The sequence below is a fragment of the Georgenia sp. Z2081 genome (assembly GCF_055326445.1).
In genome coordinates this window covers 181,254-207,207 of the sequence record NZ_JBUZNK010000005.1, presented here as the reverse complement: position 1 = coordinate 207,207, position 25,954 = coordinate 181,254, and the positions used below count along the sequence as shown (strand labels likewise).

The 25,954-nt window shown below is 74.4% G+C and carries 22 protein-coding genes; 13 read left to right on the top strand and 9 right to left on the bottom strand.

Translation table 11 applies throughout. The features are described 5' to 3' along the window. Positions 1-3: 3 nt before the first annotated feature. Positions 4-639 carry a DNA-3-methyladenine glycosylase I gene (locus ACZLKG_RS09235; RefSeq protein ID WP_463648568.1) on the bottom strand — a complete coding sequence of 212 codons (636 nt, stop codon included), beginning with the start codon at positions 637-639 and terminating at the stop codon, positions 4-6. A gap of 181 nt (positions 640-820) precedes the next feature. On the opposite strand from ACZLKG_RS09235, the gene ACZLKG_RS09230 reads away from it, so the two are divergent. After that, entirely contained in the window at positions 821-2,260 is a 1,440-nt protein-coding gene (locus ACZLKG_RS09230; RefSeq protein ID WP_463648567.1) for an aldehyde dehydrogenase family protein, read from the top strand. A 25-nt stretch (positions 2,261-2,285) separates the two neighbouring features. On the opposite strand, the gene ACZLKG_RS09225 is transcribed toward ACZLKG_RS09230, so the two are convergent. Both ACZLKG_RS09225 and ACZLKG_RS09220 read right to left on the bottom strand, forming a co-directional pair. After that, positions 2,286-4,346: a dolichyl-phosphate-mannose--protein mannosyltransferase gene (locus ACZLKG_RS09225; RefSeq protein ID WP_425709310.1), complete on the bottom strand. Its 2,061-nt coding sequence runs from the start codon at positions 4,344-4,346 to the stop codon at positions 2,286-2,288. Between the two features lie 56 nt (positions 4,347-4,402). After that, positions 4,403-5,341 carry a LysR family transcriptional regulator gene (locus tag ACZLKG_RS09220; protein WP_425709311.1) on the bottom strand — a complete coding sequence of 313 codons (939 nt, stop codon included), beginning with the start codon at positions 5,339-5,341 and terminating at the stop codon, positions 4,403-4,405. A 179-nt stretch (positions 5,342-5,520) separates the two neighbouring features. Between ACZLKG_RS09220 and ACZLKG_RS09215 the strand changes: the two genes are divergently transcribed. Beyond that, the gene (locus ACZLKG_RS09215) at positions 5,521-6,744 is read left to right on the top strand and encodes a Glu/Leu/Phe/Val dehydrogenase dimerization domain-containing protein (protein WP_425709420.1); all 1,224 of its coding nucleotides are present in this window, start codon (positions 5,521-5,523) and stop codon (positions 6,742-6,744) included. Here ACZLKG_RS09215 and ACZLKG_RS09210 read toward each other — a convergent pair. From ACZLKG_RS09210 to ACZLKG_RS09200, 3 genes are read right to left on the bottom strand one after another with little or no spacing between them, the layout of a single operon-like run. Then, positions 6,741-7,433, bottom strand: a complete 693-nt coding sequence (locus ACZLKG_RS09210; protein ID WP_425709312.1) for a GntR family transcriptional regulator — start codon at positions 7,431-7,433, stop codon at positions 6,741-6,743. The genes ACZLKG_RS09215 and ACZLKG_RS09210 overlap by 4 nt on opposite strands. Next, complete coding sequence (locus ACZLKG_RS09205; RefSeq protein ID WP_463648566.1) at positions 7,430-8,158, bottom strand: maleate cis-trans isomerase family protein; 729 nt, start codon at positions 8,156-8,158, stop codon at positions 7,430-7,432. Before ACZLKG_RS09205 ends, ACZLKG_RS09210 begins: the two co-directional genes overlap by 4 nt. Then, positions 8,155-8,946, bottom strand: coding sequence for a maleate cis-trans isomerase family protein (locus ACZLKG_RS09200; protein ID WP_463648565.1), 792 nt, complete (start codon positions 8,944-8,946; stop codon positions 8,155-8,157). Before ACZLKG_RS09200 ends, ACZLKG_RS09205 begins: the two co-directional genes overlap by 4 nt. A gap of 72 nt (positions 8,947-9,018) precedes the next feature. Between ACZLKG_RS09200 and ACZLKG_RS09195 the strand changes: the two genes are divergently transcribed. Beyond that, on the top strand, positions 9,019-10,005 hold the full coding sequence (locus tag ACZLKG_RS09195) for a D-2-hydroxyacid dehydrogenase (RefSeq protein ID WP_463648564.1): 987 nt from the start codon (positions 9,019-9,021) through the stop codon (positions 10,003-10,005). Beyond that, on the top strand, positions 10,002-11,369 hold the full coding sequence (locus tag ACZLKG_RS09190) for an amidase (RefSeq protein ID WP_463648563.1): 1,368 nt from the start codon (positions 10,002-10,004) through the stop codon (positions 11,367-11,369). Before ACZLKG_RS09195 ends, ACZLKG_RS09190 begins: the two co-directional genes overlap by 4 nt. Before the next feature lie 97 nt (positions 11,370-11,466). On the opposite strand, the gene ACZLKG_RS09185 is transcribed toward ACZLKG_RS09190, so the two are convergent. Then, positions 11,467-11,964: a DUF3830 family protein gene (locus ACZLKG_RS09185; RefSeq protein WP_425709317.1), complete on the bottom strand. Its 498-nt coding sequence runs from the start codon at positions 11,962-11,964 to the stop codon at positions 11,467-11,469. A 35-nt stretch (positions 11,965-11,999) separates the two neighbouring features. Beyond that, positions 12,000-13,241: an aspartate aminotransferase family protein gene (locus tag ACZLKG_RS09180; RefSeq protein WP_425709318.1), complete on the bottom strand. Its 1,242-nt coding sequence runs from the start codon at positions 13,239-13,241 to the stop codon at positions 12,000-12,002. 73 nt (positions 13,242-13,314) lie between these two features. Here ACZLKG_RS09180 and ACZLKG_RS09175 point away from each other — a divergent pair, with 73 nt between their 5' ends. From ACZLKG_RS09175 to ACZLKG_RS09165, 3 genes are all read left to right on the top strand, one after another. Continuing rightward, complete coding sequence (locus ACZLKG_RS09175; protein ID WP_463648562.1) at positions 13,315-14,769, top strand: NAD-dependent succinate-semialdehyde dehydrogenase; 1,455 nt, start codon at positions 13,315-13,317, stop codon at positions 14,767-14,769. Positions 14,770-14,823: 54 nt separating this feature from the next. Beyond that, positions 14,824-15,666, top strand: a complete 843-nt coding sequence (rsmI, locus tag ACZLKG_RS09170; RefSeq protein ID WP_463648560.1) for a 16S rRNA (cytidine(1402)-2'-O)-methyltransferase — start codon at positions 14,824-14,826, stop codon at positions 15,664-15,666. Positions 15,667-15,882: 216 nt separating this feature from the next. Further along, positions 15,883-16,785 carry a phytanoyl-CoA dioxygenase family protein gene (locus tag ACZLKG_RS09165; protein WP_463648559.1) on the top strand — a complete coding sequence of 301 codons (903 nt, stop codon included), beginning with the start codon at positions 15,883-15,885 and terminating at the stop codon, positions 16,783-16,785. Between the two features lie 99 nt (positions 16,786-16,884). On the opposite strand, the gene ACZLKG_RS09160 is transcribed toward ACZLKG_RS09165, so the two are convergent. Beyond that, positions 16,885-17,496: an isochorismatase family protein gene (locus ACZLKG_RS09160; RefSeq protein WP_463648558.1), complete on the bottom strand. Its 612-nt coding sequence runs from the start codon at positions 17,494-17,496 to the stop codon at positions 16,885-16,887. Between the two features lie 129 nt (positions 17,497-17,625). Here ACZLKG_RS09160 and metG point away from each other — a divergent pair, with 129 nt between their 5' ends. From metG to ACZLKG_RS09130, 6 genes are all read left to right on the top strand, one after another. Next, entirely contained in the window at positions 17,626-19,464 is a 1,839-nt protein-coding gene (gene metG / locus ACZLKG_RS09155; protein ID WP_425709322.1) for a methionine--tRNA ligase, read from the top strand. Further along, positions 19,461-20,429, top strand: coding sequence for a TatD family hydrolase (locus ACZLKG_RS09150; protein WP_425709323.1), 969 nt, complete (start codon positions 19,461-19,463; stop codon positions 20,427-20,429). Before metG ends, ACZLKG_RS09150 begins: the two co-directional genes overlap by 4 nt. A gap of 321 nt (positions 20,430-20,750) precedes the next feature. After that, entirely contained in the window at positions 20,751-21,809 is a 1,059-nt protein-coding gene (locus ACZLKG_RS09145; RefSeq protein ID WP_425709324.1) for an aggregation-promoting factor C-terminal-like domain-containing protein, read from the top strand. A 196-nt stretch (positions 21,810-22,005) separates the two neighbouring features. After that, the gene (gene rsmA, locus ACZLKG_RS09140; protein ID WP_425709325.1) at positions 22,006-22,908 is read left to right on the top strand and encodes a 16S rRNA (adenine(1518)-N(6)/adenine(1519)-N(6))-dimethyltransferase RsmA; all 903 of its coding nucleotides are present in this window, start codon (positions 22,006-22,008) and stop codon (positions 22,906-22,908) included. Further along, positions 22,905-23,990 (top strand): GHMP family kinase ATP-binding protein, encoded by a 1,086-nt coding sequence (locus ACZLKG_RS09135; protein WP_425709326.1) that lies wholly within the window; start codon positions 22,905-22,907, stop codon positions 23,988-23,990. The genes rsmA and ACZLKG_RS09135 overlap by 4 nt, the downstream gene beginning before the upstream one ends. Continuing rightward, positions 23,990-25,891, top strand: a complete 1,902-nt coding sequence (locus ACZLKG_RS09130) for an ABC-F family ATP-binding cassette domain-containing protein (protein ID WP_425709327.1) — start codon at positions 23,990-23,992, stop codon at positions 25,889-25,891. The genes ACZLKG_RS09135 and ACZLKG_RS09130 overlap by 1 nt, the downstream gene beginning before the upstream one ends. Positions 25,892-25,954 lie beyond the last annotated feature (63 nt).

Sequence of the window (25,954 nt, the reverse complement as noted above, 5' to 3'; positions counted from 1 at the left end):
CGATCAGACGGCCGACCCCAACACCCCCGAGGTCCCGCGCCGGTGGCTACCCACCAGGTGCGTGTCGACGATCCCGACGGCCTCCATCAGGGCGAACATCGTCGTCGGGCCGACGTGGCGGAAGCCGGCGGTCTTGAGCGCCCGCGCCAGGGCCACGGACTCCGGCGACGAGCTCGGGACCTCGTCCACCGACCGCGGGGCAGGTGTGGCATCCGGCCGGTGGGACCACACGAGGTCCACCAGCCCGCCGGCCTCGCGCAGGGCCACGGTCGCCCGCGCGTTGTCGATCGTCGAGTCGATCTTGCGTCGGTTGCGGACGATCGCCGCATCCGCCATCAGCCGTTCGACGTCCGTCGCGTCGAACGCCGCCACCGCGTCCGGGTCGAACTGCGCGAACGCGGACCGGAACGCCGCCCGCTTGCGCAGGATCGTCACCCACGCGAGCCCGGACTGGAACACCTCGAGGCTGATCCGCTCGAACAGCCCCCGCTCGTCGGTGACCGGCATGCCCCACTCCGAGTCGTAGTACTCGCGCAGCAGCGGGTCGGTCGCCGCCCATCCCGGCCGGGCGAGACCGTCCTCCCCGACGACGAGGCCGTCCCCGGGTTCGGTCGCGGCGTCGCTGCTCGTCTGCGTCATAGGTGCATCGTGACGTCTCTCGGGCCGGCGGCGCACGCTGCGGCCGACCCGCTGTGGATGGCGAGGTCGCCGCGACACCTGTGGAGACGTCACCCGCACGTGGGTGCACCCGCACCCGCATCCGCGCCGGCGCCACCACCGCACCCTGCGGCACCCCACCCCGGCGGCTACGGTCGAGGACATGGCCGACCAGCATCCCCCGGTGCCCTCCGACGAGGCCCACGTCCCGGGCGTCGTCGCGCGCCTGCGGCGCACGTTCGAGGCCGGGGCCACCCTCCCGCGCGAGTCCCGGCGTGCCCACCTCGCGGACCTGCGGCGCCTCCTGACCGAGGGTGGCGACGAGCTTGGCGACGCCCTGGCCGCCGACCTCGGCCGGCACCCGACCGAGAGCTGGCTCGTCGAGATCGCCTTCACCGTCGGCGAGCTCGACCATGTCGCCCGGAACCTCAGGCGGTGGACCAGCAACCGCCGCGTGCCGGTGCCGGCGACACTCCTGCCGGCGTCGGCGACCGTCGTGCGCGAGCCGCTCGGCGTCGTCGGTGTCATCGCGCCGTGGAACTACCCGGTCCAGCTGGTCCTCGCACCGCTGGTGGGGGCGCTCGCCGCCGGGAACACCGTGGTCCTCAAGCCGAGCGAGGTCGCGCCCGCCACCTCGCGCGCGCTGGCGGGCCTCGCGGCCCGGCACCTCGACCCGGACGTCGTCGGCATCGTGCAGGGCGGGGCGGGGACGACGACCGCGCTGCTGGAGGAGCGCCTCGACCACATCTTCTACACCGGCGGCAGCCGGGTCGCCCGCATCGTCGCGACCGCCGCGGCGCAGAACCTCACCCCGGTCACGCTCGAGCTGGGCGGCTGCAGCCCCGTGTGGGTCGACCCGCGCCAGGACCTGAAGGCGGTCGCCGGTCGGATCGCCTGGGCGAAGTGGCTCAACGCGGGCCAGACCTGCGTGGCCCCCAACCACGTCCTCACCACGCCCGACGCCGCCGGCCCGCTCGCCGACCACCTCGCCGACGCCGTGCGCGCCATGTACGGGGCGGACCCGTCCGCGAGCCCCGACTACGGATGCCTGGTCAGCGAGCAGCACCACGCCCGCGTCGCGGCGCTGCTCGACGACTCCGTCGCCGCCGGAGCCCACCTCCACCACGGGGGACGTCGCGACACCGCCGCCCGCTACCTCGAGCCGACGATCCTCACGGGCGTCCGCCCCCACCACCGGGTGATGAGCGAGGAGATCTTCGGCCCCGTCCTGCCGATCGTCGAGGTCGACTCCCTCGGCTCGGCGATCGACCAGATCCGCGCCGGCGAGCACCCGCTCGCCGCCTACGCCTTTCCCGACGACGACGCCGACCGTCGGCGCCTCGTGCGCGAGGTCCGCGCGGGCGGCATGGCGTTCGGCGCGCCCATGCTCCAGCTCTCCACCCCCGGTCTGCCCTTCGGGGGCGTGGGGGAGTCGGGGACCGGTGCCTACCACGGCGAGGCGTCGGTGCGGCTCTTCAGCCACGAGAAGTCGGTGTTCAGCAAGCCCCTGCGGCCCGACACGCTCGCGCTCGTGCGCGCCCCCTACGGTCGGCGCACCCGCGGCATGGTCCGGGCGATGTTCGGCATCGGCCCCCGGCGCTGAGGCCGCGCAACCGGGTCCGTGCCGGTCAGCCGCCCCAGACCCGCAGCTCCCACGCGGCCTCGGTGAGGTTCCACGCGGTCCACGCGGGGTAGTACCAGGCCGAGACGGCGATCACGGAGACGAGCACGACGCCCAGGGCGATCCACCCCGTGCGCCCCATCGAGGTCGAGGCGTCCTCCGAGACCGCGAGCGCGAGGAGCCCCGGGCGCGCGGCGGGCGGCCGGTCACCGGGGGTCCCGCGTTCGCCGTCGGGCCGGCGTCCGTCGTCGGGCACGTCGCTCCCGGTCCCGGGCCCGGCGGGCACCGCGCCGGAAACGTCCGGCACGGCGGGCCGCTGCGCGAACGGCACGACCCGGGCGAAGTGGCCGCGGAGCCACCGCCACCGCGCGACCTCGCTCTCGCGCGGCTCGCCGCGGGGGACCGGTGCGTCGGTCGGTGGCCGGAGGATCCCCAGCACCCAGCCGAGCGCGTAGGTCAGCGCGAGGACGACGAACGCCACGAACGCGATCGAGTAGAACTGGAAGATCGTGCGGTGCGAGTACAGCACCACCCACGGCAGCCACATCGACAGGTAGCCGGACAGGACCACCCACGCGCGCCAGTCCCGCAGCCGGAACGCCGCGTACAGGACGACCCCCAGGCCGACGACGGCGAGCCACCAGATCAGCGGGTTCCCCATCGAGGTCACGCCGGCGATGCACTGCTCGTCGCCGCACATCCCCAGCGTGGTCCGCTCCTCGCCGCCGGCCCGGTAGAACAGGGTGGGGCGCAGCTGGAGCAGCCACACCAGCGGGTGCCCCTGGGACTCGTGCGGGTTCACCAGCCCGGTGTGGAACTCCATCATCATCGCGTGGTAGTCCCACCAGGACACGAAGGAGTCCGGGAGCCACGACGGGTAACCCGTCGGGATGCCCGCCGCCCGCTGGTCGGCCGCCCACGTCCGGTGGAACGCCGACGACGAGGCGAACCACGACGCCCAGCTGGCCACGTACGCGAGCGCCGCCGTCGGGACGAGCGCGAAGAACGCGGGCGCCCCGCCGCGCCAGACCCCGTCGGAGAGCCAGGCGCGCGCACCCACGGCGCGCCTCGCAGCCGTGTCCCAGACGAAGATCATCAGGCCGAGCACCGCGACGGCGTAGGCGCCGGACCACTTGACCCCGCACGCGGCGCCGAGCACGACGCCGGCGGCCACCAGCCACCACCGCATGCCCACCGACGGGGCGCCGGAGCGGGGGAGCAGCCCCGTGCCGGAGCGGGCGATCGCCTCCGCGGAGCGACGGGCGAGGATCGCGCGCGTCGACTCGCGGTCCTTGACCACGAGCATCGTGCCGACGAGCACGAGGAGGGCGAGGAAGATGTCGAGCAGGCCGATGCGGCTGGCCGTGATACCGACGCCGTCGAGGGCGAGGAGCAGGCCGGCGACGCCGCCGAGCAGCGGCGAGCGGAACAGCCGGGCGCCCAGCCGGGCGACGAGGACGACCATGACGATCCCCGCGAGAGCCGAGGCGATCCGCCAGCTCTCCGGGTTCTCCGGGCCGAGGAGCCGCATCCCGAGGGCGATGATCCACTTCCCCAGCGGGGGGTGCACGACGTAGTCGGGATCGGAGGTCAGCGCGGAGAAGTCGGCGTCCGCGAACAGCGGGTTCGCGTCGTCCCCGACCCAGTCGCCCTCGTACCCGAGGGTGAGCAAGGAGTAGGCCTCCTTGACGTAGTAGGTCTCGTCGAACGCCAGCCGCTCGGGGATGCCGAGCCGGGGCAGGCGGATCACCGCGGCGACGAGCCCCACGAGCAGCGGGACCACCCAGCCGAGGACCCGGGCGCGGGGGTCGAGGACCTCGCCGAGGGGGCGCAGGCCGAGGCGGGCGCGCAGCGTGTGCTCGACCTCGTCGGCGCTCCCGTGCAGCGGACGGGGCGAGTCGTCCCGACGTCGGAGCAGCCCCGTGCGCCGGGACGGCCGCCCGTGCCGGGACGCGCCGGGGCCCGGGGTCGAGGAGGAGGACGAGATCGTCGCTGGGTCCGGTCCGGTCGGCGCGGGTGCGGCGGGGGAGGCCTCGGGGCGCTCGTCCGCGGGGTCGCTCGACGTCACCCGGAGAGTCTAGGTCGGTGCTCCCCGGCAGGCGGGCCGGCCGCCGGTAGCCGCGTTCACGCCTCGTCGGTCAGGGGCAGGCTGGAGCTCGCCGCGAGCCCCTTGGCCGCGGCGGCGACGCGGACCGCGTCGATGACGAGCTCGAGCGACGGGCGCAGCGGCGAGCCCGCCCGGGAGACGATCGAGACGGTGCGCATGACCGGTTCGTCGAGCGCGATGATGTCGACCCCGTCGGGCAGGAGGGTGAGCCCGAGGTCGGAGACGAGGGTGACGCCGAGCCCGCCGGCGACCATGGCCAACGCCGTGGACTGCTCCTCGACCGTGTGGACGATCCGCGGCTCGAACCCGTGCCGCTGACAGGCGATGCGCACGGCCCGGCCGAAGTGCGAGCGGGAGCCCGCCAGGATCCACGGCGAGTCGGCGAGCTGCGCGAGGGAGAGGGTGCCGCCGGGGAGCACGCCCGCCGGCGCGGCCACGTGCAGCCGCTCGACCGCGATCACCGTGCGGACGAGATTGCCCTCCCACGGCATCGGGTAGTCGGAGTAGTCGATGACGAACGAGAAGTCGAGCACGCCGTCGAGCACCGCCTCGGCCGTCGCCTCGGGCGGCAGCTCGGTGGTGCGGACCTCGATGCCCGGGTGGTCCACGGCGAGCCGGGCGAGGGCGGACGGGACGAGCCCGGTGGCCACCGACGCCCACACCCCGCCCGTGAGCCGTGCGCTGATGCCCTCCTGGGCGCCCTCGAGCGCGGCGGTCGCGCGCTCCACCGACGCGAGGATCTCGTCGGCGTGCTCGGAGAGCAGCACGCCGAGCTCGGTGAGCTGCACGCGGCGGCCGTGCCGCTCGACGAGCGGCATGCCGACCTCCCGCTCGAGCTGGACGAGCTGCTGGGAGACGCCGGACGGGCTGTAGTGCAGGGCGGCGGCGACCGCGGTCACGGTGCCGCGCCGATGGAGCTCGCGCAGCATGCGAAGTCGACGTAGCGACAGCTCCATGCGGTCAGCGTAGGGGCGGGACAGCACGCGCGGCCGGGGGCGAGCCGCGCCGCGCCGGTCGCTCGCTGTGCAGGAAACGTGCAGAGCACCGTGCACGAACTGTTGCTGGACGCCGTCATGGAGCCGCTCGCACGCTGGCGGGACACGAAGCATCGACGGAGGTGGTCCCCGTGACGATCATGCACGACCCGCACACCCGCACGACTCTCGCGCCGCCGGAGCACCTCCCGGCCTCCGCGGAGCCGGTGGACGCCCACCGCCTGGAGTGGACCGACCCGGTCACCGGCGTGCGCGGCTTCCTCGTGGTGCACAACCTCGTGGGCGGCCTGGCCACGGGCGGCACGCGGATGCGGGCGGGCTGCACGATCGACGAGGTCGCGGACCTCGCCCGCGGCATGTCGCTCAAGACCGCCGCGTTCGGGCTCCCGGTCGGGGGTGCCAAGGGCGGCATCGACCTCGACCCGCACGACCCGCGTGCGACCGACGTGCTCGAGCGGTTCTGCACGGCGATGCTCCCGTGGCTCGACGAGCACTGGGTGACCGCCGAGGACCTCGGTGTCACCCAGGCGACGATCGACGAGGCCTTCGCCCGCCTCGGGCTCGAGCAGTCCTACCACGCCGCCATCGGGCGCTCCGCTGCGCCGGACCGCGCGCTGCGCCGCGTCCAGGCCGGGCTCGCCGCCCGCACGCCCGACGGCCTGCTGCTCGGGGAGATCATCGGCGGCTACGGCGTGGCCCAGGCCTGCCTCGCGGCGCTGACCGCGGCAGGCACGGAGCCGACCGCAGCCACGGTCGCGGTCCAGGGCGTCGGCACGATGGGCGGCGGCGCCGCCTGGTACCTGCACCTCGCGGGCGCACGCGTCGTGGCCATGGCCGACGCCGCGGGCACGCTCTACCGCGCCGACGGCCTCGACGTCCCCGCCCTGCTCGACCTGCGCGACGACTACGGGGAGATCGACCGGTCGCGGATCCCCGACGACGTCCTGCAGCTCGACCGCGACGTCGTGCTCGACGTGGCCGCCGACGTCCTCGTCCCCGCGGCCGTGTCCTACGCGATCCGCGCCGACAACGCCGACCGGGTCGCGGCCCGCGTGGTGGTGGAGGCCGCCAACGCGGGCCTCACGCCGGACGCCGAGGCGACGCTCACCGCCCGCGGGATCCCGGTGGTGCCCGACTTCGTGGCGAACGCCGGCGCCGCCGCGTGGGCGTGGTGGCTGCTGCAGGGCCAGGTCGGCACCGACCCCGCGGACTCCTTCGACCGCCTCGGCACGGAGATGCGGGCCAAGGTCGGCCAGCTGCTCGAGGAGTGGTTCGGTTCGGGCGTGCCGCCGAGGCGGACGGCCCTGGGGATCGCGGCCGCGAACCGGACGGCGCTCGCCGAGGTCCGGATGGTCATCCCCTAGCGGGACCGCGACGGTGCCGGCTGCTCGTCCCCGCGCTTGGTGACGAGGCGCGCGACGGCGTCGTCGAGGTGGGCGACGAGCAGCGCCTTGACGCTGTCGCCCGGCTGGTCGCGGATCGCCTCGCACAGCTCCTCGTGCTCCCGGACCTGGCCGCCCAGGTCCGGGTAGGTGGTCCCCAGCTCGCCCAGGCACATGCGGGTCTCGACGACGAGGGTCCGCATCGCCCGGATGAGCCGCGGACTGCCGGAGCAGGCGACGAGCACCTCGTGGAACTCCTGGTCCGCGTCCGCCACCGCGTCGGCGTCGTCGCGCGCCGCGGCCGTCCGCATCGCCCGCACGCTGCGCCCCAGCGCGCGGTGCGCCTTCTCGCGCCGCCCGTCCAGCACGATCTCGACGGCCCCGCGCTCGATGACCGACCGGGTGCGGTAGACGTCGATCATCTCGTCCAGCGACAGCTCGTGGACGAACACGCCGCGGTTGACGACGGCGTCGAGGATCCCCTCGGACACCAGGCGCTGCATGGCTTCCCGGAGCGGGCCCCGGGAGACCTCGAACCGCTCGGCGAGCTCCACCTCGCCGAGCTGCGTGCCCGGCGTGAGCCGGCCCGACATGACGGCGGCGCGCAGCTCCTCGGCCACGTGCTCGACCGTGGAGCGGCGCCGCGCGGGCCGGAGCTCATCGATGGTCACGATCCTGCCTCCTGGGTGAACAGCTGTCCGAGATCCGTGGCCGTGGTGCGGGCCCCCGCGAGGCGCAGACCCTGCCAGACGGTCACCTGGTTGGCCGTGAGCACGGGCCGGCCGAGCAGCGACTCGAGCTCGGGCACGAGCGCGATCGTCCGCAGCGCGGTGTCCGGCACGAGGACCGCCCCGGCGTCGGAGCGCTCGTGGGCCAGGACGAGCTCGCGCACCCGGTCCGGCGCGAGCGTGCCCACCTCGGCCGCGGTGGTGATCCCCGCGCTGCGGGCGGCGACGATCTCGATCCCGGCGTCGCCGAGGAGGCCGGCGAACATCGCCGCGACGTCGTCCGGGTAGGTGGCCGCCACCGCGACCCGCGAGACGCCGAGGACCTCGAGCGCGGCGACGAACGCGAGGCTCGTGCTCGACGCCGGCACGCCCGCCGCCCGGGACAGCCGCTCGACCTGTCGCCGTGCGCCCTCGGGACCCCGGACGAAGCCGCCGGAGGTGCACCCCCACATCACCGACCCCGGCCGGTGGGGCGCGAGGCGTTGTGCTCCCTCGGCGAGGCGCTCCGGCGCCCCGAGGTCGAGCAGCTCGTCGGCCGCGTGCAGGTCGGTGCCGTAGACGTGGGCGAGCGGGAGCTGCGCGCCGAGGATCCCGGCGGCCAGGGCGTAGTCGTCCTCCGCCGCGTGCCCGGGGTAGATGATGCCGACGGTCGGTGCGTGCGCGCTCATGTGGCCTCCTCGACGGCGGTGCCGGCGGCGGTCGTGATGCCGGCGTCGTCGAACACGCCGCGCAGCCGGCGCCCCGGACCCACCATCGGCAGGCCCATACGTCCCAGGCAGGCCCAGACGGTGAGCTGGTTGGCCGTGAGGACCGGCTTCCCGAGCCGGTCCTCGAGCGGCGTGATGATGTCGTAGGTCGGCAGGTTCGTGCACGAGACGAACACGGCCTGCGAGCGCGAGTCGTCCGCCGCGAGGACGAGCTCGGCCACCGTGCGGTAGTTGACCTTCCAGATGCCGCCGCCGAGCCCGAGGTGGAGCGAGCGCACCACCTCCACGCCCAGCTCCGCGAGGAACGCGACCAGCCGGTCGGTGAGCGGCTCGTCGTAGGGCGTCATCACCGAGACACGTTCCAGGCCGAGCTCCCTGACCGCCTCGGCCAGGGCTCCGGACGTGGTCACCGCCGCGGGCGCTCCGGCGGTGAGGATCGCGGCGCGCAGCTTCTCCTCGTGGGCGAGGCCGTGGATGAAGCTGCCCGAGCTGCACAGGTAGGCCACGACCTCAGGCTCCACCCCGAGCACGTCCCGCGTGGCCGTGCGCAGGTGCTCGTGCCGGGAGACCAGCTCGGCCATCTCCAGGCTCACCGGCACCGGCTCGTAGGGGGTGCGTGCCAGGTGGAAGCTGACGTCCAGCGGCGCCCAGCGCCACAGCTCCCGCTCGAGGGCGAGGTCGAAGGGCGCGATGACGCCGATGCCGCGCTGGGTCGGCGGGCCGTCGAACTCGGCGCCCGTCAGAGCCATGGCCCCACCTCCGCGCCGCGCCAGATTGCCATATTGTTGACAATCTAGGAACGCCGCTCATACGTTGTCAACGTGCCCGAGAAGCCCGTCGTCGTCGTCCTCCACGACGGCCTCGTCCCGCCCGAGGACGCCCTGCGCCCCGTCGCCGAGCACGCCGAGATCCGTCTCGCCGAGGAGGGCGGCCTGGCCGACGCCCTGCGGGGCGCGGACGTGCTCTTCGCGTACGACTTCCTCTCCGGCGCCGTCCCCGGCGCATGGCACGCCGCCGACCGGCTCGGCTGGCTGCACGTGGCGGCGGCCGGCGTCAACAAGGTGATGACGCCCGAGGTGCGGGGGAGCGACGTGGTCGTCACCAACTCCCGCGGCCTGTACGAGGAGCCGATCGCGGAGTACGTCCTCACCCAGATCCTCTCCTTCGCCAAGGACGTCCCCGGCTCCCTGCGGCTGCAGCGGGACCACCGGTGGGTGCACCGCGAGTCCGAGCGCATCGCCGGGACGCGGGCGCTCGTCGTCGGCACGGGACCGATCGGACGGGCCACCGCCCGGCTGCTGCGGGCGGTCGGGATCGAGGTGACCGTCTCCGGGCGTCGCGCGCGCACGGGGGACCCCGACCTCGGCGACGTCACCGGACCGGACGAGCTGCACGCCGCCCTCGCGCGGGCGGACTGGGTCGTGGCGGTGGCGCCGCTGACCGACCAGACCCACGGCATGTTCGACGCCGCCGCGTTCGACGCGATGCCGGCCCACGCGCGGCTCGTCAACGTCGGCCGCGGCGAGCTCGTCCGCACGGACGACCTCGTGGCCGCGCTGCGCGCCGGGAGCATCGCGGGCGCCGCGCTCGACGTCGTCGACCCCGAGCCGCTGCCGCCGGGCCACGAGCTGTGGGACCTGGAGGGCGTGGTCGTCACCCCCCACAACGCCGGCGACTTCCACGGCTGGCGGGAGGCCCTCACCGACCTGTTCGTCGACAACTACCGGCGGTGGACGTCGGGCGCGGAGCTGCGCAACGTCGTCGACCAGGAGCTGGGATACGTGCCGAGTCCAGGGAGCGAGTCATGAACCCCGTCGAGATGTCCGCGGCCGAGCTCGTGGCGGCCTACGCCTCCGGCGATCTCTCCCCGGTCGAGGTCACCACCGCGGTGCTCGACCGCATCGAGGAGGTCGACGGCGAGCTCGGCGCGTTCTGCCTGCTCGACCGCGAGGCCGCGCTTACGCAGGCGAGGGCGTCCGAGGAGCGGTGGCTCGGCGGCCACGCCGCCGGCCTGCTCGACGGCGTCCCGATCTCCATCAAGGACATCTTCCTCACCAAGGGCTGGCCCACGCTGCGCGGCTCCCGCTCGGTGGACCCGGACCAGGCCTGGGACGTCGACTCGCCGGTCGCGGCGCGGCTGCGGGCCGACGGGATGGTGTTCGTCGGCAAGACCACCACGCCCGAGATCGCCTGGAAGGCGGTGACCGACAGTCCGCTGACCGGCGTCACCCGCAACCCCGTCGACCCCTCGCTCACCGCCGGCGGCTCCTCGGGCGGGGCGTCCGCCGCCGTCGCGGGCGGGATGGCGCCGGTCGCCGTCGGGACCGACGGCGGCGGGAGCATCCGCATCCCCGCCTCCTTCTGCGGGATCGTCGGCCTCAAGCCCACCCACGGGCGCGTCCCGATGTACCCGGCCAGCCCGTTCGGGCCCCTCGCGCACGCCGGCCCCATGACCCGCACCGTCGAGGATGCCGCGCTGCTCATGGACATCCTCGCCCTGCCCGACCACCGCGACCCCACCCAGATGCCGCCCCCGGCCCGGACGTTCCGCGGCGAGCTGGGCCGCAACGTCGAAGGCCTGCACGTCGCCTACTCCCGCGACCTCGGCTACGCCCGGGTCGACCCCGAGGTCGCCCGCGTGGTCGACGCCGCCGTCGCCCGCATCGACGCCGCAGGCCTGCACGTCGACGCCGCCGACCCCGGCTTCACGGACCCGATCGAGGCCTTCGAGCTGCTGTGGGCGAGCGGGGCCGCGACCCTGCTGCGCACCATGCCGGGCGCCCGCGACACGATCGACCCCGGCCTCGGCCGGGTCTGGGACCGCGGCGAGACCTTCTCCGCCGTCGAGTACCTCCAGGCCCGCGCGGTCGCGGCCCAGGTCGGCATCACGATGGGGACCTTCCACGAGCGCCACAACCTGCTGCTCACCCCCGCCGTGGCGGTCCCGCCCTTCGAGGCCGGCCACGAGGTGCCGCCGGGCTCCGGGCTGGAGCGGTGGCCGCAGTGGGCCACCTTCAGCTTCCCGTTCAACCTGTCCCAGCAGCCGGCGATCAGCGTCCCCGTGGGCACCACCGCCGCGGGGCTGCCCGTGGGGCTGCAGATCGTGGGGCCGCGGCACTCCGACGACCTCGTGCTCGCCGTCGCCCGGTTCGTCGAGCAGCTGCAGGACTGAGCGGGCCGCGCCTGCCACCCGGCGGGCCCGGTCGCCCCGGTCCGCGCGGGCGGACGCACGGCGCAGGTCGGCCGTCTCGTCGGCGGGGGCGCGCCCGTCAGTCCGCGCGGGCGAACGCGAGCCGTTCGCCCGCGAACCCGGTGCGCCACACGTCGTTGCACGCCTCGGCCATCTCGGCCAGGCCCTCGACCACCGTGCCGAACACGCTGCCGGGCACCCAGCCGACGTCGCCGTTGACGAGCAGGTTGTTCCGGCCGTAGAAGATCGCCAGGTCCGTCGCCCCGCCGGCCGCGTGGGCGGCCGAGCCCGGCTCGTAGCCGAAGGCGGGGTTGCCGATCTCCCACGGCTCGAAGTCGAACAGGCACAGGTCGCCCGGGATCGGCGTCACCGTCGGGTTCTCGCGCCGCGGCGCATCCGTGATGCGGGGGAGCAGCGTGTAGACCTCGTTGCGCGCGAACTTCGCGTGCATCGCGGCGCCGGACAGGGGCAGCGCCCGCCATACCGCCTCGCTCGTCAGGGGGGCCTCGTCGTCGAGCAGGCGCGCTCGGCACGTGACCCCGCGGGACACGAGCGTGACGGTGAGGTGGCGGGCCACGGTGTCCCTCCCCGGTCCTGCGTCCCCGGCCGCGGTCAGACCGCGGCGAGGACCTCTTCCCAGATGGCCAGGCCGTCGTCGATCTCCTCGGCGGTGACGACGAGCGGCGGGATCATGCGCACCACGTTCATGTGCGCGCCGCAGGTCAGCATGAGCAGGCCGCGGCGCGCGGCCTCCTTCTGCGCGGCCTGGGCGCGGGCGTTGTCCGGCTCGCCGTCCGGGCCGGTGAACTCGCTGCCGACCATGAGGCCCAGCCCGCGGACGTCGCCGACCGCCTCGGTGGCGAGCCGGCGGGCACCGTCGAGGAGCTGCGTGCCGCGCTCGGCCGCGTTGGCGACGAGCCCCTCCTCCTCGATGACGCCGAGCGTGGCGACCGCCGCCGCGCAGGCCACCGCGTTGCCGCCGTAGGTCCCGCCCTGCGAGCCGGGCCAGGCCTTGCCCATGAGCTCGGTGGACGCGGCGATCCCGGAGAGCGGGAACCCCGAGGCGATGCCCTTGGCGATGGTGACGACGTCGGGCCGCACGTCGAAGTGCTCGTGGCCGAACATCCGTCCCGTGCGCCCGAAACCGGTCTGGATCTCGTCCATCACGAGCAGGATGCCGTGGCGGTCGGCGCGCTCGCGCAGGCCCTGGAAGAACCGGGTGTTGCCGGGGACGTACCCGCCCTCGCCGAGCACCGGCTCGACGACGAACGCGGCGACCTCCGCCGGCGAGCAGATCGTGGCGAAGAGGTAGTCCAGCTCGCGCAGCGCGAAGTCGGTCGCCTCCTCCTCGGACCACCCGTACCGGTAGGCCGTGGGGAACGGCGCCACGTGGACGCCGCTCATCAGCGGGCTGAAGCCCGCGGAGAACCGGGTGCCCGACGTCGTCATCGACGCCGCCGCGACCGTGCGGCCGTGGAACCCGCCGTGGAAGACGAGCACGTTCGGCCGGCCGGTCGCCTGGCGCACGAGCCGCAGGGCCGCCTCGACGGCCTCGCTGCCGGAGTTGGCGTAGAACACCGAGTCCAGCCCGGCGGGCAGCACGTCCGTGAGGCGCTCGGTGAGCTCGAGCAGGGGGCCGTGCATGACGGTCGTGTACTGGCCGTGGATCAGCTTCCCGACCTGCTCCTGGGCCGCGGCCACGACCTTGGGGTGGCAGTGCCCCGTGCTCACCACGCCGATGCCGGCGGTGAAGTCGAGGTACCGGCGCCCGTCGACGTCGAACACGTGGCTGCCGCGCGCGTGGTCGACCGTGACCGGCGTCGCCTGCAGGAGTCTGGGGGACAGCGTCGTCATGGAGACCTCCTCGAGTGGTTGTCTGATTGTCGACAATACTTCTACGATGGTCGGGACGGCAAGGGAGGCGGACATGCAGGAGAAGGAAGCGATCGCGACGGTCCCGTCGGGGCTGTTCATCGGCGGACGGTGGACGCCCGCGGCGAGGACGATGCCGGTGGAGGACCCGTCCACCGGCGAGGTGCTGTGCGAGGTGGCCGACGCGGACCCCGCGGAGGCCATGACCGCGCTCGACGCGGCGGCGGCGGCCCAGCCCGCGTGGGCGGCCACGCCGCCGCGCGAGCGCAGCGAGATCCTCACCCGTGCGCACGGCCTGCTCGTCGAGGAGACCGAGCGGCTGGCGCTGATCATGACCCTGGAGATGGGCAAGCCGCTCGCGGAGTCCCGCGGCGAGATCGCCTACGCGGCGGAGTTCTTCCGCTGGTTCGCCGAGGAGGCCGTCCGCATCGACGGCGGCTACATGACCGCCCCCGCGGGCGGCTCGCGGTTCCTCGTCAGCCGCCAGCCGGTGGGACCGAGCATCCTCATCACGCCGTGGAACTTCCCGATGGCGATGGGCACCCGCAAGATCGGACCGGCCATCGCCGCCGGGTGCACCTCGGTCATCAAGCCGGCCGCGCAGACCCCGCTGTCCACGCTCGCGCTCGCGGACATCCTCGTGCGGGCGGGCCTGCCCGACGGCGTCGTCAACGTCGTCACCACCAGCAGGTCCGGCGACGCGATGACGCCGCTCATCCTCGACCCACGCTCCCGCAAGCTCTCCTTCACCGGCTCCACCCCGGTGGGCAAGCACCTGCTCGAGCAGGCCGCGCAGACCGTCATGCGCACGTCCATGGAGCTCGGCGGCAACGCGCCGTTCCTCGTCTTCGACGACGCCGACCTCGACGCCGCCGTGGACGGGGCCATGCAGGCCAAGATGCGCAACATCGGCCAGGCCTGCACCGCGGCGAACCGCATCCTCGTCCACCGACCGCTCGCCGAGGAGTTCGCCGACCGGCTCGCGCGGCGGATGGGCGAGCTCGCGATGGGACGCGGCGTCGAGGACGGCGTCGTCGTCGGCCCGCTCGTCAACCAGGGCGCGGTGGACAAGGTCGACGAGCTCGTCACCGACGCCGTCGGGCGCGGCGCCCGGGCCCGGATCGGTGGGGATCCGGCGGACCGGCCCGGCTACTTCTACCCGGCGACCGTGCTCACCGACGTCCCGGCCGACGCCGAGATCTCCCGCACCGAGATCTTCGGCCCCGTCGCGGCGATCACGGCCTTCGACACCGAGGACGAGGCGGTGACGATGGCCAACGACACCCCGTTCGGCCTCATCTCCTACGTCTACACCCGCGACCTCACCCGGGCGCTGCGCGTGAGCGAGGCGCTCGAGGCCGGGATGGTGGGCCTCAACCAGGGCGTCATCTCCAACCCCGCGGCGCCGTTCGGCGGGATCAAGGAGTCGGGGCTCGGCCGCGAGGGCGGGCTGAGCGGCATCGACGAGTTCCTCGAGACCAAGTACGTCGGGATCTCGATGAAGGGCTGAGCGCGCACGGGGCCTCGCCACGAGCACGGCCCGACGACGGGGGAGACTGGGCGCATGAGCGAGCAGTCCGGCGTCGTCCTCCTGGCCGCCACCCCCATCGGGAACGCCGGGGACGCCTCCCCGCGGCTGCGCGAGGCGCTCGCCTCCGCCGAGATCGTCGCCGCGGAGGACACCCGCCGGCTGCGCGACCTCGCCCGCCGCCTCGAGGTCACCGTGACCGGCCGCGTCGTCAGCCTCTACGAGCACAACGAGGACAGCCGGTCTGCCGAGCTGCTCGCCGCCGTCGAGGAGGGGGCCACCGTCCTCGTGGTGACCGACGCCGGCATGCCCGCCGTCTCCGACCCCGGGTACCGCCTCGTGCGCCACGCGATCGACGCCGGCGCACGCGTCTCCGCGCTGCCCGGCCCGTCGGCCGTCCTCACGGCGCTCGCCCTGTCCGGGCTGCCCACCGACCGCTTCGCGTTCGAGGGCTTCCTCCCCCGCAAGGCGGGTGATCGGGCGCGGGCCCTGGCCGGGGTCGCCGACGAGGCGCGCACGCTCGTGTTCTTCGAGGCGCCCCACCGCCTGCTCGAGACCCTGGGCGCGATGGCGGAGGCGTTCGGCGCGGACCGGCCGGCGGCCGTCGCCCGCGAGCTGACGAAGACCTACGAGGAGGTCCGCCGCGGCACGCTCGCCGAGCTCGCCGCCTGGGAGGGCGAGGTACGAGGCGAGATCTGCGTCGTCGTCGGGGGTGCGCCGCCGACGGTGGCGACGGTGGCCGACCACGTGGACGAGGTGCTCGCCCTCGCCGCGGACGGCTTGCGCCTCAAGGACGCCGCCGGCGAGGTCGCGACTGCCACGGGCCTGAGGAAGAACGACCTCTACGCGGCGGCGCTGGAGGCCCGGTCGGCGCGGTAGCTGCACCCGCAGCGGCCGGTAGTGGGCCCGGGGCCGACCGGCAGCACGGCCCGGCGCAGCTGCGCGCCGTGGTTCTCGAAAGTGCTGGTCAGGGCGCCACGGTCCGATCGGCGACTCCACTGTCGTCCCAGGTAGCCGGATCGCAGGATCTACCTGAGCAGCACCAGGTTGCTCGGAAGCCTCGCCACGCGGAGGATCCGCCGCTAATGTCCGTGCATGACGCCCAGCGCCGAGCTGGCAGCACCCCTGTCCCGGACCATCAACCGGGTCAAGCGCCAGATCCTCACGCAGTTTCCTCCCGCACGGTGGGCCGCAGACGGGAGGCACGAGGAGCGTCGCCGTCACTGGGCGCCGTACCTGCCCGTGCTCGATGCGCAGCAGGCCGCCCTGGTGTCCACCCTGAACCGTGACGCCATCCGGATCGGTCTGCTCGACGATCTCGCGATCCCCCGGACGGCCGAGCTGAAGAACGCACTCGACGCCCTGGTCGGCCGGCTGGCGGCGCAGTCGGCGGACGGCGCCAGCACGCTCCGCCCCTCGCTGGACGAGCTGCTGGACGACATGTCCCTCTGGCACTGGGGGCTCGAGCCCCGGCTGCTGGACGTCGTCGAGAACTACCTCGGGGTCCCGGCCCGGTACTACGGCGCGGACGTCCGCCGCGAGGTGGGCAACGGCCAGGTCGAGGGCGTGCGGCAGTGGCACCTCGATGTCGAGGACCGCAGGACCGTCAAGATCCTCGTCTGGCTCAACGACGTCGACGAACAGGGTGGCCCGTTCGCCTACCTACCCGTGGCGGAGTCCCTCCGGGCCGTCGGCCGGCTTCATTACGTGTCCGGGTTCGTGGCCGACGACCGGTTGGACAGCTTCGTGCCCGCGGACGCGGCCCGGACGGCCACGGGGCCGACCTGGACCACGATCGTGGCGGACAACTGCCGGCTGCTGCACCGCGCGACGCCCCCGGTCGCCCGGGACCGGTACTCCGTCACCTTCACCTGGTCCTCCCGGACGCCGATCAAGACCCAGCCCGCACCCGACTACTCCACCGCCCACCTCGAGCGGATCCGGACGGGTCTGTCAGCACGCCAGCTGGAGTGCCTGCCGCCCAGCATGGCCGGCTGACCTCCCGGGGGAGGCGTTCGGTCTCTCGGGAAGGCGTTCGGCCCGGGCCGCCCGGTCGCTGCACCCGCAGCGTCCGGTGGCGGTACCCGGGCCGCTGTCTCAGCGGACCGCCAGCGCCACCCGCTCGGACTCCACCAGCTCGACCCCGGCGGCCGTGAGCACCTCGTGGGCCATCTCGCCCAGCTCGGGCGAGACCGGAGCCGTCAGGTCGGTGAGCACGCGGACCGGCAGCCCGAGCCGGCGTGCGTCCAGCGCGGTGGCCTTGACGCAGTGCGACTCCGCGAGCCCCACGATGTCGACGCTGCCGATGCACAGCTGGTCGAGGATCTCGGCGAGGGTGCGCCCCTCGGCATCGATCCCGTCGAAGCCCGAGTACGCGGCCTCGTAGGCGCCCTTCTTCACGGCGGCGTCGGTCTCGAGGTCCGTCAGGGCGGGGTGCAGCTCGGCCTCGTCGGTGCCGGCCACGCCGTGCGGCGGCCAGCTGTCGATGAAGTCCGGGGTGTCGGAGAAGTGGTCCCCGGGGTCCACGTGCCAGTCCTGGGTGGTGACGACCGCGGCGTAGTCGTCGCTGTGGGACCCGGCGTAGGCGGCGATCCGACGCGCGATCTCGTTGCCGCCGGGGACCGGAAGTGCACCTCCCTCGCAGAAGGTGGGTTGAACATCGACCACCAGCAGTGCGCGCCGGTTCCGGCGCCTGCGGTCGCCCATCATCACGTTGCTCCGTTCGACTGACCGGTTTCGGGTAAACCCGGTGCCGCGCCATCCTGCCACCGGAAGGTGGCCGTGGCGCAAGGGGAGGTGAGACCTCCGGCACGCGTGGGCGCAACTACCCTGGGCGGTATGACCCACATCCTCTCCGCCGTGGCGTGGCCGTACGCGAACGGCCCCCGGCACATCGGGCACGTCGCCGGCTTCGGCGTGCCCTCCGACGTCTTCAGCAGGTACGCCCGGATGGCGGGTCACGACGTCCTCATGGTGTCCGGCTCCGACGAGCACGGCACGCCGATCCTCATCGCCGCCGACGAGGCCGGCGTGTCCGCCCAGGAGCTCGCCGACACGAACCACCGGCTCATCGCCGAGGACCTCGTCGCGCTCGGGCTGACCTACGACCTCTACACGCGTACGACGGCGGGCAACCACCACAAGGTGGTCCAGGAGATGTTCGAGGGCGTCCACGCCAACGGCTACTTCATCGAGCAGACCACGCACGGCGCGGTGTCGCCGTCGACCGGACGCACCCTGCCGGACCGGTACATCGAGGGCACGTGCCCGATCTGCGGCGCGGGCGGCGCGCGCGGCGACCAGTGCGACACGTGCGGCAACCAGCTCGACCCGGCCGACCTCATCGACCCCGTCTCCCGCATCAACGGCGAGACGCCGGAGTTCGTCGAGACCCAGCACTTCTTCCTCGACCTGCCGGCCCTCGCCGAGGAGCTCGGCCGCTGGCTGGACGAGCGCGAGGCCGCCGGCACGTGGCGGCCCAACGTCATCCGGTTCAGCCAGAACATCCTGGGGGACATCCGGCCGCGCGCGATGACCCGGGACATCGACTGGGGCATCTCCGTCCCGCTCGACGGCTGGCGCGAGAACCCCACGAAGAAGCTCTACGTCTGGTTCGACGCCGTCATCGGCTACCTCTCGGCGTCGGTGGAGTGGGCCCGCCGGTCCGGCGACCCGGACGCGTGGCGCGCCTGGTGGAACGACCCCGAGGCCCTGTCCTTCTACTTCATGGGCAAGGACAACATCACGTTCCACTCCCAGATCTGGCCCGCCGAGCTCCTCGCCTACTCGGGGCGCGGCGCCAGGGGCGGGACCGCCGGGCACCTGGGCGAGCTCAACCTGCCCACCGAGGTCGTCAGCTCGGAGTTCCTCACCATGGAGGGCCGCAAGCTCTCCAGCTCCAAGCGCGTCGTCATCTACGTGCGGGACATGCTTCAGCGGTACCAGGTCGACGCCTTCCGCTACTTCGTCGCGTCCGCCGGTCCCGAGGCCCACGACGTCGACTTCACCTGGGCGGAGTTCGTGCGCCGGACCAACGGCGAGCTCGTGGCCGGCTGGGGCAACCTCGTCAACCGCACGGCGTCGATGATCGCCAAGAACGTCGGCGAGGTGCCGGCGCCCGTCGAGGCCGAGATCACCGACCTCGAGCGCGAGCTGAGCGCCGCGGTGGCGGGCGGCTTCACGACCGTCGGTCAGCTCGTCGGCGCCCACCGCCAGCGCGCGGCGATCGCCGAGGCGATGCGTCTGGTGGGCGTCGCCAACACCTACGTCACGCAGACCGAGCCGTTCCGCCTCAAGAGCGAGGAGCAGCGGCCGCGCCTGCTCACGGTCCTGCACACGCTCGCGCAGGCCGTCTCGGACCTCAACGTCATGCTCTCGCCGTTCCTCCCGCACTCGAGCAACGCCGTCGACGCCGCGATCGGCGGGACGGGCGACATCCAGCCGATGCCCCGGCTCGAGGAGGTCGACGACCTGGAGAACGACCGCCGGTACCCGATCATCACCGGCGACTACTCCGACCCCACGCCGTGGGCCGCACGCCCCGTGCGCGTCGGTGCCCCGGTCGGGAAGCCGTCCCCGATCTTCACCAAGCTCGACGACTCGATCGTCACCGAGGAGCTCGGCCGGCTCGGCGTCGACGGAGCGCCCCCCGCGGCGTCCGCGGGCAGCGACTCGTGAGCGGCGGGAACGGGAAGAAGAAGGAGCGAGGTTTCCCGCCTACCGACGACGCGCTCCCGGGCGCCGTCGTCGACAACCACACCCACCTGCCGCTCCTGCGGGCGGACGGTTCACCGGTCGACCCGCGCGACGCCGGGCTGCCCGGCGGCGTCGACCCCCTCACCACCGAGGAGCAGCTCGCGCGCGCCCGGGAGGTCGGCGTCGTCGGCCTGCTCAGCGTGGCCTGCGACGTCCCCAGCCTGGCCGGCACGGTCGAGCTCGCCCGCTCCGAGCCGTCGATCGGTGCGGCCGTGGGCATCCATCCCAACGAGTCGGCGCTGCACGCCCGCGTGCACGACGTCGCCCCGGACGGCCTCGACCCGGCCGTGCGCGACCACCACGAGCTGACCTACGCGCAGGCCTTCGAGCGCGTCGTGGAGCTCGCGGGCGACGACCGGGTCGTCGCGGTGGGGGAGACCGGCCTCGACTTCTTCCGCACCGCCGCCGGGCGGGGCCACGACGCCCAGGTCGCCGCGTTCCGCGACCACCTCGCGCTCGCCCGCGAGCTCGGCAAGCCGGTCCAGATCCACGACCGCGAGGCCCACGACGAGGTCGCCGAGATCCTCCTGCGCGACGGCGCCCCCGAGCGGACGGTCTTCCACTGCTTCTCCGGCGGCGAGCGGCTCGCCCGCCTGTGCGCCGAGCACGGCTGGTACGTGTCCGTGGCCGGCCCGGTGACCTTCCGGAGCAACGACCAGCTGCGCGAGGCGGTCGCTCTCGTGCCGGACGACCTGCTGCTCGTGGAGACCGACGCGCCCTACCTCACGCCGGTGCCGTTCCGGGGCCGGCCCAACGCGAGCTACGTGCTCACGCGCACCGTGCGGGCGCTCGCCGAGCAGCGCGGGGTCGGCCTGGAGCGGCTGTGCGAGCGGCTCACCGCCACGACCCGCGAGGTCTACGGGGAGTTCTGGTCCGCCTCCGCGTGACCGGGAGGCCCGCGCCGGGTGACTGGTGAGGCTTGCTCCGCGTGACCGGTGGGGCTCGTGCCGCGTGATCGGCGACGGTCCTGGGTCACGGGACGGTCACGTCCCCAGGTCACGGTGCCGCGCGGAGGCCCGGCCGGCCGGGAGGAGACCCGGCGTCGGGAGGGTGCTTGTTAGCACAGGTTGTGGGCCAGGTCGCAGCGCCGTGCGCGCAGGCGTGTCGTGACCTTGACCTCACGCCCGGTCGCAGCCTTGTCGCTAGGTCACAGAACGGTTACGTTCATTGCCGCCCCCCGGACACCTGATGAATGGAACGACGTCCCCGTGACCGACACAGCCACGACCTCCCGCCGCGCCGACCGGTTCCGCCGGCACCAGCGCGCCGTCCTGGCGTCCGTGCTGGCCGGCGGCGCACTCGTCGTCACCGGTGGCGTGATCGCCGCCGACGCCGGCCTCGGTGCCGACTCCGGCACCGCCGCGAGCGCCGCCCTGGTGGAGCCCGTCGACCGCGGCGACGCCGCCGGCCGTTCCACCGCCGAGCGCATCGCCCTCGACACCGCCGAGGTCACCACGAGCTTCACGGTCACCGTCGACGGCGAGACCCTCGACTTCACCACCGCGGCGCAGACCCTCGACGAGGCCCTGCACGAGGCCGGTATCCAGATCGGCGCCGACGACCGCGTGTCCGCCCCGCTCGCCGGGCCCGTCACCGACGTCGAGATCGTCCGCGTGACCTCGGACTCGGTCACCGAGGAGGTCATCGACGAGCACGGCACGTCCGAGGTCGAGACCGACGAGCTCGAGGTCGGCCAGACCCAGGTCCGGACCGAGGGCGTCGACGGCCGCGTCGTCAACACCTACCGCGTGACCTCCGCCGAGGGCGAGGAGGACGAGCGCGAGCTCGTCGCCAGCGTCACGGTGGACGAGCGCGTCGACGAGGTCGTCCTCGTCGGCACGCGCGAGCCGGAGCCGGTCCAGGCCGCCCCCGAGCCGGAGCCCACCGAGGAGGCGCCCGCGGCCGCGCAGGAGTCCGCGCCCGCCGAGGAGGCCGCCCCGGCCGCGGAGACGCCCGCCTACAGCGGCGGTGACCCCCGGGCGATCGCCCAGAGCATGGCCGCCTCGCGCGGCTGGGGCGCCGACCAGTTCTCCTGCCTCAACTCCCTGTGGGAGCGCGAGTCCGGCTGGAACCCGACCGCGCAGAACCCGTCGTCCGGCGCCTACGGCATCCCGCAGTCGCTGCCCGGCTCCAAGATGGCCGCTGCCGGCGCCGACTGGCGCACGAACCCCGCGACGCAGATCGCCTGGGGCCTGGACTACATCGCCGGGCGCTACGGCACCCCGTGCGGCGCGTGGGGCCACTCGGAGAGCGTCGGCTGGTACTGATCCACGCCGCAGGGTCAACGGTTCCTCGCTGACCGCACACGTCTGCGCCGAAACCACCCTTCCGCGCCGAACCCACAGACCGCACGCCGAGCCGGACCACGCCGTGGTCCGGCTCGGCGTCTTCCCTGTGCGCCCGGTGGGATCGTGTGGGGCGGGCGCCGGTACCTCCCGCGTCACGCACGTAGGCTGTCCCCTTGTGAACGAACCGTCCGACGTCTCGCTGCTGGGCGCCTCGGACGTCCGCGCGCTGGCGGACCGGCTCGGCGTGCGGCCCACCAAGATGCTCGGCCAGAACTTCGTCCACGACGCCGGGACGGTCCGCCGCATCGTCCGTGCCGCCGGCGTCCGCCCCGGTGAGCGGGTCCTCGAGATCGGCCCCGGGCTCGGCTCCCTCACGCTCGCGCTGCTCGAGGCCGGGGCCGACGTCGTCGCCGTCGAGATCGACCCCGTCCTCGCCGCCGCCCTGCCGGCCACGGTCGCGGAGCGCGCACCGGCCGCCGCCGACCGGCTCCAGGTCGTGACCGCGGACGCCATGCGGCTCGCCGAGCCGGACCTCCTGCCCGGGACCCCGCCCGCCCGGCTCGTCGCCAACCTCCCGTACAACGTGGCCGTGCCCGTGCTGCTCACCGCGCTCGAGCACCTGCCCTCGGTCACCGACGTCCTCGTCATGGTGCAGGCCGAGGTGGCCGACCGCCTCGCGGCCCCGCCCGGATCGCGGACGTACGGCGTCCCCTCCGCCAAGGCCGCGTGGTGGACGCGGGCGGAGCGGGCCGGGACCATCGGGCGGCAGGTGTTCTGGCCGGTGCCCAACGTCGACTCGGCCCTCGTGCGCCTCGTGCGGCGCACCGAACCGGTCGTGGACGCGGACCGGCGCGAGGTCTTCGCCGTCGTCGACGCCGCGTTCGCCCAGCGGCGCAAGACCCTGCGGTCGGCGCTGGCGGGATGGGCGGGATCGCCCGCCGCCGCCGAGCGGGCCCTGCGCGGTGCCGGCGTCGACCCGTCCGCCCGAGGGGAGACGCTGACGATCACGCAGCTGGCCGCGATCGCCGCCGCCCGCGCCGCCCGCAGTCCCACCCACGACCCGGAGGAGTCCCGATGACGACCGGTCCCACCGCCGCCCCCGTCACCGTCCGGGCGCCCGGCAAGGTCAACCTCTCGCTGCGTGTCGGGCCGCCGCGCGAGGACGGCTTCCACCCGCTGGTCACCGTCTTCCAGGCGCTCGAGCTCGGCGAGCACGTCACCGCCGCCCCGGCACCGCGCGGCAGCACGACGGTCCGGCTCGCCCAGCACGTCGACGGCGTCCCGCTCGGCGCCTCCAACCTCGCCGCCCGCGCGGCCGAGGCGCTGCGCGCGGCGTCCGGCGTCGACGCCGGGGTCGAGCTGACCATCCACAAGAGCGTGCCCGCGGCCAGCGGCATGGCCGGCGGCAGCGCCGACGCGGCGGCCGCCCTGCTCGCGTGCGACGCCCTGTGGGGCACCGACCTCGGCGCCTTCGACCTGCACGCCCTCGCGGCCAACCTCGGGTCCGACGTCTCCTTCCCGCTGTTCGGCGGGAGCGCGCTGGGCACCGGCCGCGGGGAGCGGCTCGTCGTGATGCCGGACGTCGGCGAGTGGCACTGGGTGCTGGCCACCCAGGCCACGGGACTCTCGACGCCCGCCGTGTTCGGGGTCTACGACTCGATGCACGGCCATCCGCGCGGCGGCCCGCCGTCGGTGCCGAGCATGCTGCACGAGCCCTCCGCCCCTGGGACGCCGCATCCCGGCGACGGGAGGCCGACCACCGTGGGGCCGGGCACCGCAGGGCCGGGCAGCGGCGGGCTCGCCCCGGGCGCCCACGAGGCCGCGATCGGCGACGCCCTCGCCGACGGCGATCCCGATGCCCTCGGCCGCCTCCTGCTCAACGACCTGACCGAGCCTGCGCTCGAGCTGCGCCCCGAGCTCGGCGACGTCCTTGCCGCGTTCGAGCGTGCCGGCGCCCTGGGTGCCGTGCTCTCCGGCTCCGGGCCGACCGTGGCCGCCCTCGCGCTGGACGCCCGGCACGCGGCGTCCGTCGCCGCCGTCGTGAGGGGCGCCGAGGTCGCCGACCGGGTCCTCACGACGACGGCACCGGCCCGGGGTGCCCACGTGGTCGAGGCTGCGCCGGAGACCCCGGCGAACCACGGCGCCGGTGGAGCCGCCTGATGGCCCACCTCCTCGGCGCGGAGAACCTCCGACTCATGGCCGGCCCGCGGGTGCTGCTCGACGGCGTCGGGCTCGGTGTGGACGACGGGATGCGCATCGGCGTGCTCGGCCGCAACGGTGCCGGCAAGTCGAGCTTGCTGGCCGCGCTGGCAGGACGGCGCCCGCTCGACGGCGGCCGCGTCACCTCGCCGTCGGGCACGCGGATCGCCGTGCTCGACCAGCAGGACACCCTCCCCCCGGGCGCCCCGATCCTCGACGCGGTCCACGGCGGCCTCGCCGAGCACGAGTGGGCCGGCGACCGCACCGTCCGTGAGCTCCACGAGGGGCTGATCGCCGAGCTCGACCTGGACGCCGACGTCGACACGCTCTCCGGCGGTCAGCGTCGGCGCGTCGCCCTGGCGGCCGTCCTCGCGGCCCCGGCGGAGGTCCTCGTCCTCGACGAGCCGACGAACCACCTCGACGTCGAGGGCGTCGCCTTCCTCGCCGCCCACCTCACGGAGCGCTTCGCGTCCGGCAAGGGTGCGCTCCTCGTCGTCACCCACGACCGCTGGTTCCTCGACGCGGTGTGCACGCGGGTCTGGGACGTGGTCCCCGGGCACGACGGCGCGGGCGGGCGGTCCCCGGTGCCGGGCCACGTCGAGACCTACGACGGCGGGTACGCCGCCTACGTCCTCGCGCGCGCCGAGCGCGAGCGCAGCGCCGCCGTCGCCGCCCAGAAGCGCAACAACCTCCTGCGCAAGGAGCTGGCGTGGCTGCGCCGCGGTGCCCCCGCGCGCACGTCCAAGCCCAAGTTCCGGCTCGACGCCGCCGCCGCGCTCATCGCCGACGAGCCGCCGCCGCGCGACACGCTCGCGCTGACCGACGCCGCCGGCGCACGACTCGGCAAGGACGTCCTCGACCTCGAGGCCGTCACCGTGCAGTACGACGCACCGCCCCCGATCCTCGACGACGTCACCTGGCGGCTCGCGCCGGGCGAGCGCGTGGGGATCGTGGGGGCGAACGGCGCGGGGAAGTCGACCGCCCTGCGGCTGCTGGCCGGCCTGCAGGAACCGACGAGCGGCCGCGTCAAGCGGGGAAAGACGGTCGAGCTCGCGGTGCTCACGCAGGACACCGGCGAGCTCGACGACATCCCGCAGCTGCGGGTCGTCGAGGCCGTCGCCGACGTCGCCGAGCACGTGAGCGTGGGCGGGACGGACCTGTCGGCGAGCCAGCTCGTCGAGCGCCTCGGGTTCGCCCGCGAGCGCGCCTGGACGCGAGTGTCCGAGCTCTCCGGCGGCGAGCGGCGGCGCCTGCAGCTGCTCCGTCTCCTGGTCGCCGGCCCGAACGTGCTGCTCCTGGACGAGCCGACCAACGACCTCGACACCGACACCCTCGCCGCCGTGGAGGACCTGCTCGACTCGTGGCCCGGGACGCTGGTCGTGGTCAGCCACGACCGCTACCTGCTCGAGCGCGTCACCGACCACCAGGTCGCCGTCATCGGCGGCGACATCCGGGACCTGCCCGGCGGCGTCGAGGAGTACCTCGAGCTGCGCCGTGCCCAGCGCGAGTCCGCAGGTGGCGGGCGGACCCCGCTGGCCGCGGCCGGCCCGACTCCGGAGCCCGGCACGGACGGCGCGGTCACCACGGACCCGGCCGGGGGAGGGGCCGGCGCGTCCGGTACCGCGAGGACCCCGGATGCCGCGCGCGAGCGGGAGGCTCGCAAGAATCTTTCTCGCATCGAGCGGCGGATGACGAAGCTGAGCGGCCAGATCGAGCGGCTCGACGCGCAGATGGCCGAGGCGGCCGAGCAGCAGGACGTCGGGCGGATCACGTCGCTCGCCGCGCAGTCGGACCAGCTGCGCGCCGAGTCCGACGAGCTCGAGGAGGAGTGGCTGCACACCGCCGAGGAGCTCGAGGGCTGATCGCTCCGGCACCCCCGGGTGTTCATCGGACGGGTGCGCGCGCGTCGCGCCGGGGTCATCGCA